The following is a 16,271-nucleotide window of genomic DNA, read 5'->3' on the forward strand; positions in this document are numbered from 1 at the left end:
AATGAAGCGGGAAACTCTTGATTAAAGGCAGGAGCTTCCAAGTTACTTGATCTGGAATCTTCCGACTTAATCGGGAGAGGTTCAAGAGTTAAGATTTTGTGGTGGACTCTCTGGAAGGTGGTGTACATGGAAGTTCCTAGAGCTGAAACCATTAACCGGTTGCAGGCGGTGCTGGATGTTACTAGTAATGCCATAATTGAAGTCGATTCCGGAGGCCGCATTATTAACGTTAACCGGGCTGCAGAATGTATCCTGAGCGGGGTGGCGACCACTCTCGCCGGCAGGCCTGTGCGGGAGGTAGCTCCCGGCACCGGACTGCCGGAGATGCTAGAAAAAGCATTGGAAACAGGGCGGTTGCAGATGGATTGCCGCATGGTCATTAACGGAAAGCATCTTGTTGCCAACCTGTCACCTATAATCCGTGACGGTCGGGTGGCGGGTGCGGTGGCCGTGCTACAGGATGTCACTGAAATGCAGCATGTTACGGAAGAATTGCAATCCCTGCAAGAACGCCGGCAGTTGCTGGAGACCATTCTGGATAATGCCGGCGAAGGCATTGTGATGGTGGATGAGGCGGCCCGCATCACCCTTTTCAACCGGGCTTACTGTGAATTTCTGGGCGTAAAAAAAGAAGAGGTGCTCGGACGCCATGTCCAGGACGTGATTGAAAATACCCGCATGCATGTGGTACTTAAAACTGGACAGCCGGAGGTGGGGGAAGTCCAGTGCATAAAAGGCCACCGTATGATTTGCTCCCGTATTCCCTTAAAGCGCGAAGGTAAGATTCGGGCTGCAGTGGGCAAGGTGATGTTTAGGGATGTTTCCGATCTGCGCACTTTGATGAAAAGGGTAGATAGTCTGCAGTCGGAGCTGGAGTATTACAAGGGGGTGTTAAGGCGTCACCAGGGTACCCGTTATTGCCTGAAAAATATTGCGGGCAACAGCCCCCGCATGAGGGAGTTGAAGGAACTGGTACTCAAAGTGGCCAGAAATGACTCCACGGTGCTGATCCGGGGCGAGAGTGGCACGGGTAAAGAATTATTTGCCCACGCCCTGCATAATGCCAGTCCCCGAGCACACCGCCCCTTTGTAAAGGTAAACTGTGCGGCTGTGCCAGAAGGCCTTCTGGAATCTGAGCTCTTCGGTTACCAGGAGGGGGCCTTTACAGGGGCTCGTAAAGGGGGAAAAATCGGCAAATTTGAACTGGCCGACGGAGGAACCATTTTCCTGGATGAGATTGGTGATATGCCGATGAATATGCAGGTCAAACTCCTGCGAGTACTCCAGGAAAAAGAGATTGTAAGACTTGGGGAAAACCGGCCCATTAGGATAGATGTACGTGTGGTGGCGGCCACCAACCGCAACCTGGATGAGATGGTACAACAGGGCCTGTTCCGGGAGGATTTATTTTACCGGTTAAATGTGGTGGTGCTGGACATCCCGCCCCTGCGGGAGCGCAAAGAGGATATACCGGTTCTGGTGGAATGCCTGATGGAAAAACTGAGCTGGCGGCTGGGATGCCCCCGTAAGACCTTGGACCCGGCAGCCATGAACTGTCTGCTGGCCTACGATTGGCCCGGAAACATCCGGGAATTGGAAAATGTGCTGGAACGGGTTCTAAATGTGGTGGACGACAATGTGGTCACCATCAACCATCTTCCCCCTTATCTACACAGAGACAGGGATGTGCCTGAGGTCCTAGGAGTGCGTCCTTTGAAAGAAGCGGTGGAGCAGCTGGAAAAGACCATGATTTTACGCGCCCTGGAAGCTACGGCAGGGGACTGCCTAGCCGCCGCTCGGTTACTGCAGATCGGTAAATCCACTTTTTATGAGAAAATGTCCCGGTACGGGATAACTAAAAAGTTAAAAAATAATGTCGTCAGAAGAGTGGGGCGGCGGTGAACCCTTATGAATCATGGATTATACCCGGGCCCTTTAGTTCGGGCGAAAGGACGGGTTAATATCCAAAGCTCGCCTGGTTTTAACCTTCTTCGTTCCGGCAGGAAATCAATATAACAGAACAGCAAGAAGTATCATAATCAGTTAAAATATTCTGTTTTACGTGTAGGGGGTGTTCAGATTTGGGTCGGACCAGGCAAGAGGAATTGTTAAGGGCGGTTCTGGAGATCAATCATCACGGCCTGATCGAAATCGACCGCAATGGGACAGTGCTATTCTTAAATCCGGCCATGGAAAGGATGCTGGCTTACGGAGCAAAAGAAGCGGTAGGCCGGCCGGTGGCGGAAATAGTTTCCTGCCAGCAGGTAGTTGCCGCCTTGCTGGATGTGCTAACCAGTGGGCAGTCGGTAGCTGTTTCAGTTGTCCTTCGGGGTAGAGAATTTCTTTTTCATTGCCTGCCGGTCAGACAGGGGGAAGAGGTGGTTGGTGCTGTGGGCGAGTTCCGGGATGTTACACCTTTAAAGCGCGCATTGGAACAAAAAGCTGCCGAGCAGGAGACGGTTACTCTCCTGGAAGACGCCCTGGAGAATATCTATAATGGGGTGGTAGTGGTGGACAGGGATGCCCGGGTCATTCTTTTCAACCGGGCATACTGCCGCTTTCTGGGACTTAAGCAGGAAGATGTGCTGGGCAGGCCGGTCTGGGAAGTAATTGAAAACACCCGCATGCATGTGGTGCTGCAAACGGGGCGGGCGGAAATTGAGGAAGTGCAGAGAATCAAGGGGCACGATATGATCTGTTCGCGAATCCCAATTTATAAGGACGGCCGGGTAACCGCGGCCGTGGGTTTTGTCATGTTTCGCGACATACAGGAATTATACCAGCTGATGCGGCGGGTGAACCAGTTGCAGTCGGAGCTGGAATATTATCAAGGAGAGTTAATGCGCCACTATGGAGCCCGTTATAGCCTGGACGACATTATCGGCCTTAGCCCCCGGATGCAGTCCTTAAAAGAACTGATCAGGAAGGTGGCCAGGAGTGACTCCACGGTGCTGATTCTGGGCGAAAGCGGCACGGGCAAGGAATTATTTGCCCATGCCCTACACAATGCTAGCCCCCGCCGCACCCGTCCCTTTGTGCGGGTCAACTGTGCTGCCCTGCCGGAGAGCCTCCTGGAAGCGGAGCTTTTCGGCTACCGGGAAGGCGCTTTCACCGGGGCGCGCAGAGGAGGGAGGATCGGCAAATTTGAAGAGGCTGCCGGTGGGACACTGTTTCTCGATGAGATTGGCGAAATGTCCTTAACCATGCAGGCCAAACTGTTGAGGGTTTTGCAGGAAAAGGAGATTGAGCGTCTGGGAGATAACCGTTCCATCGAGGTGGATGTGCGTCTGGTGGCAGCCACTAACCGTAACCTGGAAGATATGGTGAGACGGGGTGTTTTCCGGGAGGATTTGTTCTACCGGTTGAACGTGGTTGTCTTGGAGATTCCTCCTCTGCGGGAAAGGCGGGAGGACATTCCCCTGCTGGTGGAACACCTGTTGGGCAAGCTCTCATCCCGAATGGGTAATAGCCGGAAAACCATACATCCCGCGGCTCTGGAGTACTTGGTCAGTTATCACTGGCCGGGCAATGTCCGGGAACTGGAAAATGTACTAGAACGGGCGTTAAATGTTTCTACAGAGGATATAATAACCATTCGCGATTTATCGGTAAAACCTTTAAAAAGGGCGGTGGAGGATCTGGAAAAAGATTTGATTTGCCGGGCGCTGGAGGCTACAAGGGGCAGACGGATGGCGGCGGCGAAACTGCTGGGGGTGGGCAAAACGACCTTTTATGAGAAGCTGAACCGGTATAATCTGCGGTTTGGCAGTTAGCCGGACCGCTGATTTTTTTACGTTTTTTCAATGGAAAGAGGATTAAGCGGCTTTTTAGCTGCATGAACACTACCCCTTCCGGAATAACGGAATAGTTCGAAAATCCGGAAGAGAACAAAAAGACTGATAAATTGCACTATTGGAGCCATTGCCAGGGTCTGGGGTTCGGAATTCCGGAAAATGCCCCCTGCGTAAATCCAGAAAAATAGCCGCAATTTTCAGGCATAACATTTGCTTGTTAAAGTCGCAAATACGTTTAGAAAAGTCAGGAGGTAGAAGTATGGCAAAGGACTTAAGCAAGATTAATTTTTCTGTGGATCTCACCGGCCGGACGGCACTGGTTACAGGCGCCGGTTCCGGCATCGGTTACGGTGTGGCCAGAGTTCTCCGCGGAGCCGGAGCTAAGGTGCTGGTAAATGATATCCTGCCGGAGCGGGCAAAGGAGGCTGCCCGGGTTCTTGAGGGAGAGCCCTTTCCCGGGGATATTACCCGGCCGGAGTTCATAGAGCAGGTCAGGGAAAGGCAGATAGATATCTTGGTTAATAACGCCGGTTTTCAGCATGTATCTCCTCTGGAAAGTTTTCCGCCAGAAGTTTTCCGCCGACTGCTGGAAGTGATGCTGGTGGGTCCTTTCCTGCTTTGCCAGGCAGTAGTACCAGGCATGCGGGCCAGGGGTTTCGGCCGGATTATCAACATCGCCTCGGTTCATGCCAAAATTGCTTCCGCCTATAAGGCCGGTTATGTTTCGGCCAAACACGGATTGCTGGGATTGACCCGGGTGGTGGCTTTGGAGACGGCTACAGACGGGATTACCGTGAATGCCATCTGTCCTGGCTATGTGGATACGCCGCTGGTGCGCAACCAGCTAAAAGACTTGGCGGCCAGTCATAATCTGCCACCGGAACAGGTGCTGGATCAGGTCATCCTCATGCCGGTGCCACAAAAAAGGCTGCTTACGCCGGAGGAGATCGGTTATCTGGCCCTTTTCCTTTGTTCAGATGCGGCCAGTTCTATTACCGCCCAGGGTTACACCATCGACGGGGGGTGGAGCCAGATTTGATGTGCTTTTGTAATCCTTGATGTGTCGGGTTGCCGGTCGGGCGCCCTTGATCGGGTAGGGCTTCAAAACATCCTTGCCGCTTAGGGAAATCGGGAAGGAATGCTGTTTAAAAAAATGGGAAGTCAGCTGTTAAAGCCAGATTTGATGGTGCCATCTGAGAATCCAAAATTTGGCCATTGAGAACAAGTGGGAACTTTGGGCGTCTCTTTAGCCATCGTGGTTCAAGTCTTCCTGTCTAGAGAGAATTTTTTGAAATGGGGGCCGTGGGTTTATGGTTGGAATTAAGAAAGTTGCATGTTTGGGTGCCGGAACGATAGGCTCAAGCTGGGCAGCATATTTTTTGATAAAGGGTTTGCAAGTTAACGTTCAGGATGTCAATGAAGAAATAATCGGGAATGCCCGGAAGAAAATTAACACAATTTTACAAAGTCTAGTGGATAAAGAGATAATATCCGAAAGAGATCGGGCTGATGCAATCAGCAGGGTATTCTTTACAACCAGTATAGCAGAAGCCGTAAAGGATGTGCAATTTATTCAAGAATCAGCAGTTGAAAGGTATGAAGTTAAGCAGAAAATAATTAACGAAGTGGATTCCTGCGCACCGGAATCGGTTATTTTCGCGAGCAGCAGTTCAGGACTGTTGGTTTCCAGATTGCAGGAGTGTTCCAGCTATCCGGGCAGGATTGTTATCGGACATCCTTTTAATCCCCCTCATTTGATCCCTTTAGTGGAGATAGTAAGGGGCAATGCCGACAAAAACACTGTTCGCCTTGCTAGTGATTTTTATCGCGAGATTGGGAAAGTTCCTATTATATTAAACAAGGAGGTGCCGGGACATGTAGCCAACAGGATACAAGCTGCCGTTTGGCGCGAATGTATAGATTTGGTAATGAAAGAGGTCTGTTCGGTAAAAGATGTCGACGCCGCCGTGTGTTACGGTCCGGGATTGCGCTGGGCACTGCTGGGACCAACCATGATCTTTCACCTGGGCGGGGGAGATAAAGGCCTGAAAGGGTTTCTGGAACATCTTGGCGAAGCGTTTGAATCTTGGTGGAGTGATATGGCGGCATGGAGTAAGTTTCCTAAAGGGAGCAAGGAAGCTTTATTAGTCGGCCTGCAGGAAGAATTAGAAAACAAAAATATAGACGAAATTGTTCAATGGCGTGATGACAGGCTGGTTGCCATGCTAAAGCTTCTAAATCTTTTATAATAAGGATACTGCGGAAATAATTTTCGCCAATCATTCATGGATTTACAAGGCTTTTGGTTGAAGTTTTACGTAGGTTTCTTGATCTATGCCCATCTGCTTGTTATTAAATTAAAAAACAGTTCAAAGCCGCTAACCGGCGGCCGTTCCAGGGAAGCTGCCCATGGGAACATTTGTTTACTTTTAAAAATAAAGTGAATGTTCTGTGAACCCGCCATGGTGCCGGTGGTAGCGGTTTTACTGAATAACTACAAAATAAAAATCTATTTTTCAGGAGGTGTTCAATGTATGGAAGTGTTGGGCATTCTGATAAGTCTAGGGTTATTAATGTTTTTTGCCTACCGGGGCTTTTCAGTCATCCTTTTTGCACCGGTATTTGCTTTGCTGGCCGCCCTTTTTAACGGGGCCCCCCTTTTACCCACCTATACGGAAGTTTTTCTGGTTAATGCCGCCAACTATTTTAAGAATTTTTTCCCCGTTTTTTTGCTGGGTGCCGTCTTTGGCAAGGTGATGGAGGATACCGGAGCGGCTTCCTCCATTGCCCGCTCCATTGTCAAGGGGATAGGAAAGGAAAGGGCTATCCTGGCCGTGGTCCTGGCCTGTATGGTGCTCACCTACGGTGGGGTGAGCCTGTTTGTGGTGGCCTTTGCCGTGTATCCCTTTGCTGCAGCCCTGTTTAAGGAAGCGGGGATTCCCAAGCGCCTTATCCCGGGGGCCATTGCCCTGGGTTCCTTTACCGTGACAATGGATGCCCTGCCGGGCACTCCCCAGATTCAAAATGTCATTCCGACCAAATATTTTGGTACTGATATCTACGCAGCACCCATAACCGGTATCCTCGGAGCAATCATTATCTTCGTCTGCGGCATACTCTGGCTGGAGTACCGGCGGAAAAAGGCCCAGGCGGCCGGAGAAGGTTACGGGGACCATAAATTGAATGAACCCGAGCCCCTGAATGGCGATAGCCTGCCCAATCCGCTGCTCTCCGCCCTGCCGTTGCTGGCGGTGCTGGTCTTCAACTTTATTTTCACCCGGTGGATTGGCTCCTGGGACGAGTCCATTGTCAAACCCTACGGAGTAACCCTGGCCAGTGTCAAAGGCATCTGGAGCCTGATCATGGCTCTGGTTATCGGCATCCTGCTGGCACTTGGCATCAACTTCACCCGCGTAAAGGGGAAAGTGGCCAAAACCCTCAATGCCGGTACCATCGGTTCCCTGCTGGCCATTTTGAATACCGCTTCCGAGGTGGGCTTTGGTAACGTGGTGGCCAAACTGGCCGGATTCAAGGCCATTTCCGCCGCCATGCTGGGAATCAAGGGCAGCCCCCTGCTTTCCGAGGCGGTGACGGTAAACGTGCTGGCTGGAATAACTGGCTCTGCCTCCGGAGGCATGAGCATTGCCCTGGAAATTGCCGGCAAGCAGTACCTGGAGTGGGCGCAGCGGTTAAACATCAGTCCCGAGGTTCTGCACCGGATTGCCTCCATGTCTTCCGGGGGCATGGACACCCTGCCCCATAACGGTGCGGTGATCACCTTGCTGGCCATTTGCGGCTTGACCCATCGCGACTCGTACCAGGATATCTTTGCTGTAACGGTAATCAAAACTCTAACCGTATTTATTCTGGTTTTACTCCATAGCATTTTTAATTTTATTTAATTATCTTATGTGAGTTACAGCCATACCCGGTTCAACCGGACAACAGAGTAGATTTTGACGGGTATAAGTATATTATAAGTATATATAAGTATTCAGAAAATCAGGAAAATAGTACGGCATCATTGGGTCCCGTTCCGGATTGCCTGTTGAGACGGGACCTGCCGGTTGAAAGGAGCAAACAGGGATGAAAAAACCTCTGTGGGTACCATCGGAAGAAAGAAAAAAGCAGGCCAATATTACGCGGTTTATGGAGATGGTGAATGAACGTTACGGGCTGGAGATAACCGGCTACTCCCAGCTTTATAACTGGTCAATTGAAAACATACCGGACTTCTGGGCCTGCATGTGGGATTTTGCCGGGATCAGGGCATCCCGGGGATATGATCGGGTGGTGGACGATCTGGCTAAATTCCCCGGGGCGAAATGGTTCCCCGGCGCCCGGCTTAATTTTGCCGAAAACCTCCTGCGCTACCGGGACGACCGCCTGGCCTTTATTTTCCGGGGAGAAACCCAGAAGACCGCCCGCATGACCTATGCCCGGCTTTACGAAACGGTGGGCAGGCTGGCCAACGCCCTGCGCGAGCTGGGGGTGAGGCCGGGGGACCGGGTGGCCGCCTATATGCCCAATTTAATAGAAACTGCCGTGGCCATGCTGGCAGCCACCAGCATCGGCGCCGTTTGGGCATCCTGTGCCACGGACATCGGCCCCCAGGCAGCCCTGGACCGCCTGGGACAAATCGAGCCGAAGGTGCTTTTCACCGTGGACGGCTACTTCTATAAGGGGAAAGCCTTTGACAGCCGGCCCAACGTGGCGGAAATCGCCCGGGGCATCCCATCCCTGCAGAAGGTGGTCGTTGTCCCCTACGTGGAGGATAAACCCGACCTGGGCACCATTCCCAAAGCGGTGCTGTACGAGGAATTCCTGGCCCGGGACACGGAACTGCAGTTCGAGCAACTGCCCTTCGACCATCCGGTTTACATCATGTTTTCCTCCGGCACCACCGGCAAACCCAAATGTATGGTGCAGGGCTACGGGGTGCTGATCAACCAGCTTAAAGAACTGCTCCTGCACGTGGACCTGAAGCGGGAAGATACCATCATGTATATCACCACCTGCAGCTGGATGATGTGGAACTGGCTCCTGTGCTCCCTGGGGGTGGGGGCCACCATCGTGCTCTACGATGGCAACCCCAACTATCCCGATGCCGGGGCAATGTGGCAGCTGGCCCAGGACGAGAAAATCACCGTGTTCGGCACCAGCGCCAGCTACATCAACTACCTGCGCAGCCAGGGTTTAAAACCCGGCCGGGATTATGACCTGTCGGCCCTGAAGGAAATCTGCCAGACCGGTTCGCCCCTGTCCGCCGATGGTTTTGAATATGTCTACCGGGAAATCAAGGCCGACGTGCATTTCAACTCCATTTCCGGCGGGACGGACATCAATGGCTGCTTCTGCGCCGGCAGTCCCATCACCCCGGTGTATGCCGGCGAGCTGCAGAGCCCGGCCCTGGCCATGAAAATAAAAGCTTATGATGAAAACGGCCGGCCTGTTTATGACCGGCAGGGGGAGCTGGTCTGTGAAGCCCCCGCGCCGCCCATGCCCTTATACTTCTGGAACGACCCGGACGGGGAAAGATACAGAAACGCTTACTTCAGCTATTTCCCCGGTGTGTGGCGGCACGGCGATTACATCGTCATCCACAGCGATACCGGCGGGGTGACTTTCTATGGCCGCTCCGACTCCGTCTTGAAACCGTCGGGGGTGCGCATCGGCACGGCGGAGATTTACAACATAGTGGAAAAACTGGAGGAGATAGCCGATAGCCTGGCCATCGGGCAGAACTGGCAGGGGGATCAGCGGATCATTCTGTTTGTCAAGTTGAACCCGGGTTACGCCCTGACGGAAGAACTGCAGAACAAGATCAGGAAAGCCCTGCGGGAAAAAGCTTCGCCCCGGCACGTCCCCGCCCTGATCGTGGATGTGCCGGATATACCCTATACCCTGAACATGAAGAAAGTGGAAAGCGCGGTTACCAATATCGTCAATGGCCGGCCGGTGACCAACAGGGACGCCCTGTCCAACCCGGAAAGCCTGGATTACTTCGAGCAGATCCTGCCCCGGTTGCAGAAATAGTGGCATCATGTTGCCTGTCATCCGGCCATAAAGGTTAAATGGTAGCAGGCGGTGAACTATGATAGGGTTATAACTGCCCCGCCTTATAGCAAGAGGCCCCGGGAAGCCTGTTCCCGGGGCTGTTCTATGTTAAATGGGGGAAGGATTAAGGAGGGGATGTCAAATTAAGCGCTCCGGTAGAGCTTGTTGATGACAAATTCCCTGTGACCCAGCACTTCGGCGGCGGTCAGGCGGCCGTTGGCAGTGCGGATGATCATATCCATCAACTTGTCGGCAGCCTGTTCCAGGTTTATTTCGCGGCGAAGTATGCCGGATACGTCTACATCAATATGTTCGGACATGGTGGAAGCGGTTACGGGGTTGGCCGTCAGTTTGATGACCGGGACGATGGGGTTACCCACCACGTTGCCCTGGCCGGTGGGGAAGATGTGGATCACAGCGCCGCCGGCTGCCCACAGGGTCACGGCTTCCGCGGCTGCAGAAGAAGTGTCCATGAACCACAGCTTGCCGGTTTTGGGAGGAATGTATTCGGCGGATTCCAGGACGCCGTCCACCATGCATTTGCCGATCTTCTGGATGTTGCCCAGGGCTTTTTCTTCAATGGTGGTCAAACCGCCGATAATGTTACCCTGGGTGGGCTGGGAACCGAGCAGGTCGGCTTCTTCCCGCATGATGAGCTCCTGGTAGTCATTGAAAAGGGCCATGAATTTTTCCCGGAGTTCCGGGGTTCTCATCCTGGCGGCCACAATATGCTCGCCCCCGGTTAATTCGGTGGTTTCGCCGAAGCTGCAGGAAGCGCCGGCTGCGGTCAGCCTTTCCAGCACTTTACCCACCGTAGGATTGGCAGCCAGACCGGAGGTGGTGTCCGACTCGCCGCATTTCACGCTGACCACCAGTTCTGATATATCGCATTCTTCCCGCTGGAGTTCACTGGCCCAGTGCACGAATTCCTTGGCTTTTCTGGATGCCCGTTCGATGGTGTTGAAGTCCCCGTGTCTCTCAATGCCAAACATGGCCACGGGCTTGCCGGTTTTGGCGATTCCTTCGGCTACCCGGGTGGTCCAGTGGGAAGTTTCAATGCCGATAACCACGCAGGCGGCTACGTTGGGGTTGCTGCCAATACCAATTAACTGGCGGAATAAAAGTTCCAGGTCACGGCCGAACTGCAGGCGGCCGAAATGGTGCGGGAGGGCGATGGTTCCCTTTACGTTGTTGGCCACTGCTTCCGCGCAGGCATTGGATATGTCATCAAGGGGCAGAATTACGACGTGGTTGCGGACTCCCACTCTGCCGTTTTCCCTGCGGTAACCCATAAATTTTAAAGACATCATTACCACCTCACAGTCTTCAGGTTATGGATGTGTACGTGTTCCCCTTTTTTAATGGCCTGGGTAGATTTGCCGATGGACTCGCCGTATTTGATTACGGTATCGCCGGCGGCAATATCACACAGGGCAATTTTGTGACCCAGGGGAATGTCGTTTAGGGCAGTGACGGTGACTTCATTATCGTTATCCATCACCCAGCCGGTGACGGTTTCACCGGCCTTAATGTCGGCCACTGCCACTCCTACGGTGTCCTTTTCATGGTGTACAAAAAACTTTACCGCCATTTTCTGGCCTCCCCTCTCCTTATATGTTTACTTTATGTTGCTGGCCGGGCCCGGCCTGAAGACTAAGGTATTTTAAAATACCCGGGTTAACCAGTTGATTAGGTCTGTGGTATGTGGTATGACCGCTGTTTTGGATAGATTGTACTGCTAATTTCCTCTGGTGTCAACCACTTTGCTTATTCTTCTGATAAAGAAAATTAACAGTCGCTGTTGGGGTCAAATAAAGGATATAAGCGCAAGGGCTTGCTGATGCTACTGGCCTGTGTTAAACTAGGATAAGCTGGTATGAGGTATGGCCGCAGTATTTTTAATGTATAGAGTTAACAATAGTTTAAATTATCCCAGCATTTTTGACCCGGAGGGGTATGGTGTTTATAGAGGGGGAGTATAACGTGTCTTCGGGATTCCAGGTTATCTTTGCCACGGCGGTATTTCTTATAACTTACGCAGTAATTGTTTCCGAAAAAATTCACCGCACGGTGGCTGCTTTAGCCGGTGCGGTCCTGGTAGTTCTTGTCGGCATCATCAATCCCGAAGAGGCTACGCTGGCCATTGACTTCAACACCGTCGGTCTTCTGGTGGGTATGATGGTGATCGTGGGTATCACCAGGCAGACGGGAGTATTTGAGTACCTGGCCATCAAGGCGGCCCGGCAGGCCAGGGGAGAGCCCCTGCGCATCATGGCCGCCCTTTCCCTGGTTACGGCGGTACTATCTGCTTTACTGGATAATGTAACCACGGTTCTTCTCATTGTCCCTGTGACTTTTGCCATTACCAACCAGTTGCAGATTAACCCCGTACCTTTTTTGATTGCGGAAATCCTTGCCTCCAACATCGGCGGTACGGCCACCCTGATCGGGGACCCGCCCAACATTATGATTGGGAGTAAAACCGGGCTGGGTTTCATGGATTTTGTTATAAACCTGACACCGGTAGTTGTGCTAATATACGTATTCACCGTTTTTATTTTGCGTTTAATTTACCGCCGCCAGCTGGTGGCCCGGCCCGATTTGCAGGCGGCCATCATGGACCTGGACGAGCGGGAGGCGATTAAGGACCCGGTGCTGCTCAAAAAGTGTCTTTTCGTATTGTTCCTCACCATCGGCGGTTTTGTGCTGCACCAGTATGTGCACCTGGAATCCTCGGTAATTGCCCTGTCCGGAGCCAGCTTGCTATTACTGCTCAGCCGGGAGGATCCCGAGCACGCCCTGCATGCCGTGGAATGGCCGGTGATCTTCTTCTTCGCGGGTCTTTTTGTGGTGGTGGGCGCGCTGGAAAAGGTGGGTGTGATTGAAGCCATTGCCCGGTTTTCCCTGGATGTGACCGGAGGGCAGCTGGTACCGGCGGCCATGCTGATTTTGTGGTTGTCGGCCCTTGCCTCGGCTTTCGTGGATAACATCCCCTTTGTGGCCACCATGATTCCCCTCATCCAGGACATGGGCCGCCTGGGGGACCTGGGCAACCTGAACCTGCTCTGGTGGTCTCTTTCCCTGGGGGCCTGCCTGGGGGGCAACGGGACCGTCATTGGTGCTTCGGCCAACGTGGTGGTCACCGGGATGGCGGAAAAGCGGGGCTATCCCATTACCTTCATTGGCTATTTCAAGGTGGCGTTTCCCTTGATGCTTATGTCCATTGTCGTGTCCACGATTTACCTGCTGGCCTGGTACCATTATCCCGGTGTCCCATCCATGCTGGGGACGCTGGTGGTGGGGTTAATTCTGGCCGTACTTACAGGGTTGCTGCAGCGTCAGGAAGCCCGGGTGCACGGGGAAAAAACCTCGTCCCGGTGATTTGCCTGAATTTGACCTCTTGATTTAAAGATTAGGGATTGGTAAGATTTCCTCAGGCACCAGGCATGAGGTATTACCAGTTTATCCTACCTGGATTTTATGATGATGGTTTTTGGCAATTATAGAAAAAGGGATGATGTTCAAATGTTTGTGCCGGTAGTTTCGGAGAACATAAACCGTTCCCAGCGCATTGTGGCTCAAATACGCTCCCTGATTGCCGAAGGAAAGTTAAAGCCAGGTGACCGTCTTCCCCCGGAAAGAGAGCTGGCCCAGTTAATGAATGTGAGCCGTACTTCGGTGCGGGAGGCTATCCAGACCCTGGCCACCATGGGGATGGTGACCATTAAGAAGGGTCAGGGGATCTTTATTGCCCAGAATGACGTCTGTTCCTTAATGAACACCCTGGGTGAGTTCCTGGTGGTGAAAAAGGACGAAATCAAGGATCTGCTGGAGGTTCGTAAGGTCCTGGAAACCCAGGCTATCGCTCTGGCTGTGGAAAGGGCCACCGACGAGGAAATTCAAACCCTGCGGCGTTTAGTGGAGGATGCCCTGGGCCGTGTTTCGGGAAACGATATTGATCCTGCCTATGCCCGGGAGCACGACACCCGCTTCCACGGGCTCATATTTAACGCCACCCGTAATCATATTTTAATTGCTATTGTTAGCAGCCTGTACCATGTCTACGACCGCATGCGCAGCCGCACCACGGCCATTCCGGGTCGTGCCGCCCAGTCCATCAGGGATCACCTGCGCATTGTGGAGGCCATGGCCCGCCGTGACAGGGAAGCGGCCGTAAAAGCCATGCTGGAACATATCGAAAGTGTCGACCGGGCCCTTTAACCAATATAAAGACTAAAAATGTAAATATAGGCCATTGACACCGCCCACAGGTACAGTTACAATACTAGTAAATTACTGTGGTATGACCTCTGAGGTAAGAGGCATTATTTTTTACCGGTGATGATTAGAAATTCTAATATTTATAATTATAATCCAAACCGGGAGTGAACGGGCATGAAAATAGTTGTCAGTGAGTTCATCTGGGAAGAAGGCCTGCAAATACTTTCCGAACAGGGAGACGTGGTTTATGACGCCGACCTGTGGAAAAAGGACCTGGCCCGGGAACTGGTAGATGCCGATGCCCTGGTAGTGCGCAACCAGACCCGGGTAACCAGGGAAATGATCCGGGGGGCTTCGCGCCTCAAGGTTATCGGAAGGCTGGGTGTAGGCCTGGATAACATAGACCTGGCAGCAGCCAGGGAAGCCGGTATTCCGGTAGTCTATGCCCGGAACGCCAACGCCATTTCGGTGGCCGAATATGTTTTTGCAGCCATGCTTACCTTTGCCCGGCGGCTGGAAGAGGCTACCGCCCATGTGAAAGGGGGCGGCTGGGATCGCCGCCTCTATACCAGGATGGAGCTTTACGGCAAGACCCTGGGTCTCATTGGAACCGGCGAAATCGGTACCCGCCTGGCTCACCGGGCGCAGGCTTTCGGCATGAAAATTCTGGGCTATGATCCCTTTATTCCACCCTATGAAGTGGCCTGTACAGAGTTTGGTGTACAATTGACCGATCTGGAAACCGTTCTTTCCCGGGCAGATTTTGTCAGCCTGCACGTACCGTTAAATAACGCCACCCGCAACCTGATCAACAGGGAAACCCTGGCCCTGATGAAACCTTCCGCTTACCTGATTAACACCTCCCGTGGCGGGGTGGTGAATGAGGAAGACCTGTACCATGCCCTGCGGGATGGCAGGATCAGCGGTGCCGCGCTGGACGTGCTGGCCCAGGAACCGCCCCGGAATACCCCCCTGTTTGAACTGGACAATGTCATTTTGACCCCCCACATTGCTGGCCTGACTGAGGAAGCACAGGTTAAAACATCTGTTCTGGTGGCGCAGGAGGTAGTCAAGATCCTGCGGGGCGAACCGTCAAGCTGCGTGGTTAAATAAGGAGGTAACCATAATGGCAGGTAAATTTTCCGTAGAAACCCTGACGAGATTTTGCCGGGAACTGTTGGTTGCTGTCGGAGTACCCGGGGAGGATGCGGAGGTAGTTGCCGGTGTTCTGATCGATACCAGCCTGGAAGGCATTGATACCCACGGCATCAGCCGCCTGCCCATCTACCTGTCCCGGGTTCGAAACGGGCGGATAAACGCCCGACCCCGGATTACCGTGGAAAAATCGGGAGCCGTGGCCACTGTGGATGGTGACAATGGCCTGGGACAGCTGGTGGCCGTGCGCTCCATGGAGGTGGCCATAAATCTGGCGGCGGAATACGGCGTGGGGTTTGTAGCCACCAGGCGCAGCAACCATTTCGGTGCCGCTTCCTATTACTGCAAGATGGCCGCCCGGCGGCAGATGGTAGGCATGGCCTTTACCAACACCCCTCCCGGAATTCCTCCCTGGGGTGGCAGGCGGCCTTATTTCGGCACCAACCCCATTGCCTTTGCCTTTCCCACGGACAAGCACCCGGTGGTGGTGGACATGTCCTCTTCCACCGTGGCCCGGGGGAACATCATCCTGGCGGCCAGGGAAGGGCGGGAGATTCCCCCCGGCTGGGCCATCGACGCTGAGGGACGGCCCACCACCGATCCCGGGAAGGCCCTGGAAGGGGCCGTGCTGCCGGTGGGCGGTGCCAAAGGGTACGCCCTGGCCCTGGCCGTGGAAGTGATGTCGGGAATAATCTCCGGTTCCGCTTACGGACCCGAAGTAGGCTGGATTTATGACGACAGCCTGGAGCCCGTGAACATCGGCCACAGTTTTATTGCCATTGATATATCCCGCCTGATGCCGGTGGAAACCTTCCACGAGCGGATGGCTGATATGATCCGCGGCATAAAAGCTGTTCCCCTGGCCGAGGGGTTTGAGCGCATTTTCATCCCGGGTGAAAGGCGGCAGATAAAGGCGCAGGCCAGGATGAATGAGGGTATCCCGGTCAGTGATAACCTGCTCAAAGAATTAAACGAGCTGGCTCGAGAACTGGGTGTACGGCCCCTGGAAGGTTAAATCCGGGGGCCATACATGAACTGTTTGAT

General features: G+C 53.2%; 12 protein-coding genes. 10 read left to right on the plus strand and 2 right to left on the minus strand.

Annotated features, from left to right (window positions below):
• Positions 1 to 126: 126 nt before the first annotated feature.
• From BR83_RS15110 to BR83_RS0105380, 6 genes are all read left to right on the plus strand, one after another.
• Positions 127 to 1,902 (plus strand): sigma-54 interaction domain-containing protein, encoded by a 1,776-nt coding sequence (locus BR83_RS15110; RefSeq protein ID WP_084327076.1) that lies wholly within the window; start codon positions 127 to 129, stop codon positions 1,900 to 1,902.
• A 179-nt stretch (positions 1,903 to 2,081) separates the two neighbouring features.
• On the plus strand, positions 2,082 to 3,773 hold the full coding sequence (locus BR83_RS17755; protein ID WP_027356215.1) for a sigma 54-interacting transcriptional regulator: 1,692 nt from the start codon (positions 2,082 to 2,084) through the stop codon (positions 3,771 to 3,773).
• A gap of 280 nt (positions 3,774 to 4,053) precedes the next feature.
• Complete coding sequence (locus tag BR83_RS0105360) at positions 4,054 to 4,833, plus strand: 3-hydroxybutyrate dehydrogenase (protein WP_051617925.1); 780 nt, start codon at positions 4,054 to 4,056, stop codon at positions 4,831 to 4,833.
• Between the two features lie 271 nt (positions 4,834 to 5,104).
• On the plus strand, positions 5,105 to 6,043 hold the full coding sequence (locus BR83_RS0105365; protein ID WP_027356217.1) for a 3-hydroxyacyl-CoA dehydrogenase family protein: 939 nt from the start codon (positions 5,105 to 5,107) through the stop codon (positions 6,041 to 6,043).
• 285 nt (positions 6,044 to 6,328) lie between these two features.
• Entirely contained in the window at positions 6,329 to 7,696 is a 1,368-nt protein-coding gene (locus tag BR83_RS0105375; protein WP_027356218.1) for a GntP family permease, read from the plus strand.
• 184 nt (positions 7,697 to 7,880) lie between these two features.
• The gene (locus tag BR83_RS0105380; RefSeq protein WP_027356219.1) at positions 7,881 to 9,830 is read left to right on the plus strand and encodes an acetoacetate--CoA ligase; all 1,950 of its coding nucleotides are present in this window, start codon (positions 7,881 to 7,883) and stop codon (positions 9,828 to 9,830) included.
• Positions 9,831 to 9,994: 164 nt separating this feature from the next.
• On the opposite strand, the gene BR83_RS0105385 is transcribed toward BR83_RS0105380, so the two are convergent.
• The gene (locus BR83_RS0105385) at positions 9,995 to 11,158 is read right to left on the minus strand and encodes a UxaA family hydrolase (protein ID WP_207640175.1); all 1,164 of its coding nucleotides are present in this window, start codon (positions 11,156 to 11,158) and stop codon (positions 9,995 to 9,997) included.
• A gap of 2 nt (positions 11,159 to 11,160) precedes the next feature.
• Positions 11,161 to 11,442: a UxaA family hydrolase gene (locus BR83_RS0105390; protein ID WP_027356221.1), complete on the minus strand. Its 282-nt coding sequence runs from the start codon at positions 11,440 to 11,442 to the stop codon at positions 11,161 to 11,163.
• Positions 11,443 to 11,834: 392 nt separating this feature from the next.
• Between BR83_RS0105390 and BR83_RS0105395 the strand changes: the two genes are divergently transcribed.
• The 4 genes from BR83_RS0105395 (at position 11,835) to BR83_RS0105410 (ending at position 16,242) form a co-directional block, all read left to right on the plus strand.
• Entirely contained in the window at positions 11,835 to 13,232 is a 1,398-nt protein-coding gene (locus BR83_RS0105395) for an ArsB/NhaD family transporter (RefSeq protein WP_027356222.1), read from the plus strand.
• A 144-nt stretch (positions 13,233 to 13,376) separates the two neighbouring features.
• Positions 13,377 to 14,072, plus strand: a complete 696-nt coding sequence (locus BR83_RS0105400; RefSeq protein ID WP_027356223.1) for a FadR/GntR family transcriptional regulator — start codon at positions 13,377 to 13,379, stop codon at positions 14,070 to 14,072.
• A 174-nt stretch (positions 14,073 to 14,246) separates the two neighbouring features.
• Positions 14,247 to 15,185 (plus strand): hydroxyacid dehydrogenase, encoded by a 939-nt coding sequence (locus BR83_RS0105405; RefSeq protein WP_027356224.1) that lies wholly within the window; start codon positions 14,247 to 14,249, stop codon positions 15,183 to 15,185.
• Positions 15,186 to 15,198: 13 nt separating this feature from the next.
• Positions 15,199 to 16,242 carry an Ldh family oxidoreductase gene (locus BR83_RS0105410; protein ID WP_027356225.1) on the plus strand — a complete coding sequence of 348 codons (1,044 nt, stop codon included), beginning with the start codon at positions 15,199 to 15,201 and terminating at the stop codon, positions 16,240 to 16,242.
• Positions 16,243 to 16,271 lie beyond the last annotated feature (29 nt).

The sequence above is a fragment of the Desulfofundulus thermocisternus DSM 10259 genome (assembly GCF_000686645.1).
Taxonomy (GTDB): Bacteria; Bacillota; Desulfotomaculia; order Desulfotomaculales; family Desulfovirgulaceae; genus Desulfofundulus; species Desulfofundulus australicus.

What these genes read in the sequence shown, in the direction of transcription:
- BR83_RS0105365 (WP_027356217.1), top strand. Translation starts at nt 5,105, where the DNA reads ATGGTTGGAATTAAGAAAGTTGCATGTTTGGGTGCCGGAACGATAGGC.
- BR83_RS0105360 (WP_051617925.1), top strand. Translation starts at nt 4,054, where the DNA reads ATGGCAAAGGACTTAAGCAAGATTAATTTTTCTGTGGATCTCACCGGC.
- BR83_RS15110 (WP_084327076.1), top strand. Translation starts at nt 127, where the DNA reads ATGGAAGTTCCTAGAGCTGAAACCATTAACCGGTTGCAGGCGGTGCTG.
- BR83_RS0105385 (WP_207640175.1), bottom strand. Translation starts at nt 11,158, where the DNA reads ATGTCTTTAAAATTTATGGGTTACCGCAGGGAAAACGGCAGAGTGGGA.
- BR83_RS0105405 (WP_027356224.1), top strand. Translation starts at nt 14,247, where the DNA reads ATGAAAATAGTTGTCAGTGAGTTCATCTGGGAAGAAGGCCTGCAAATA.
- BR83_RS0105375 (WP_027356218.1), top strand. Translation starts at nt 6,329, where the DNA reads ATGGAAGTGTTGGGCATTCTGATAAGTCTAGGGTTATTAATGTTTTTT.
- BR83_RS0105410 (WP_027356225.1), top strand. Translation starts at nt 15,199, where the DNA reads ATGGCAGGTAAATTTTCCGTAGAAACCCTGACGAGATTTTGCCGGGAA.
- BR83_RS0105390 (WP_027356221.1), bottom strand. Translation starts at nt 11,442, where the DNA reads ATGGCGGTAAAGTTTTTTGTACACCATGAAAAGGACACCGTAGGAGTG.
- BR83_RS0105380 (WP_027356219.1), top strand. Translation starts at nt 7,881, where the DNA reads ATGAAAAAACCTCTGTGGGTACCATCGGAAGAAAGAAAAAAGCAGGCC.
- BR83_RS0105400 (WP_027356223.1), top strand. Translation starts at nt 13,377, where the DNA reads ATGTTTGTGCCGGTAGTTTCGGAGAACATAAACCGTTCCCAGCGCATT.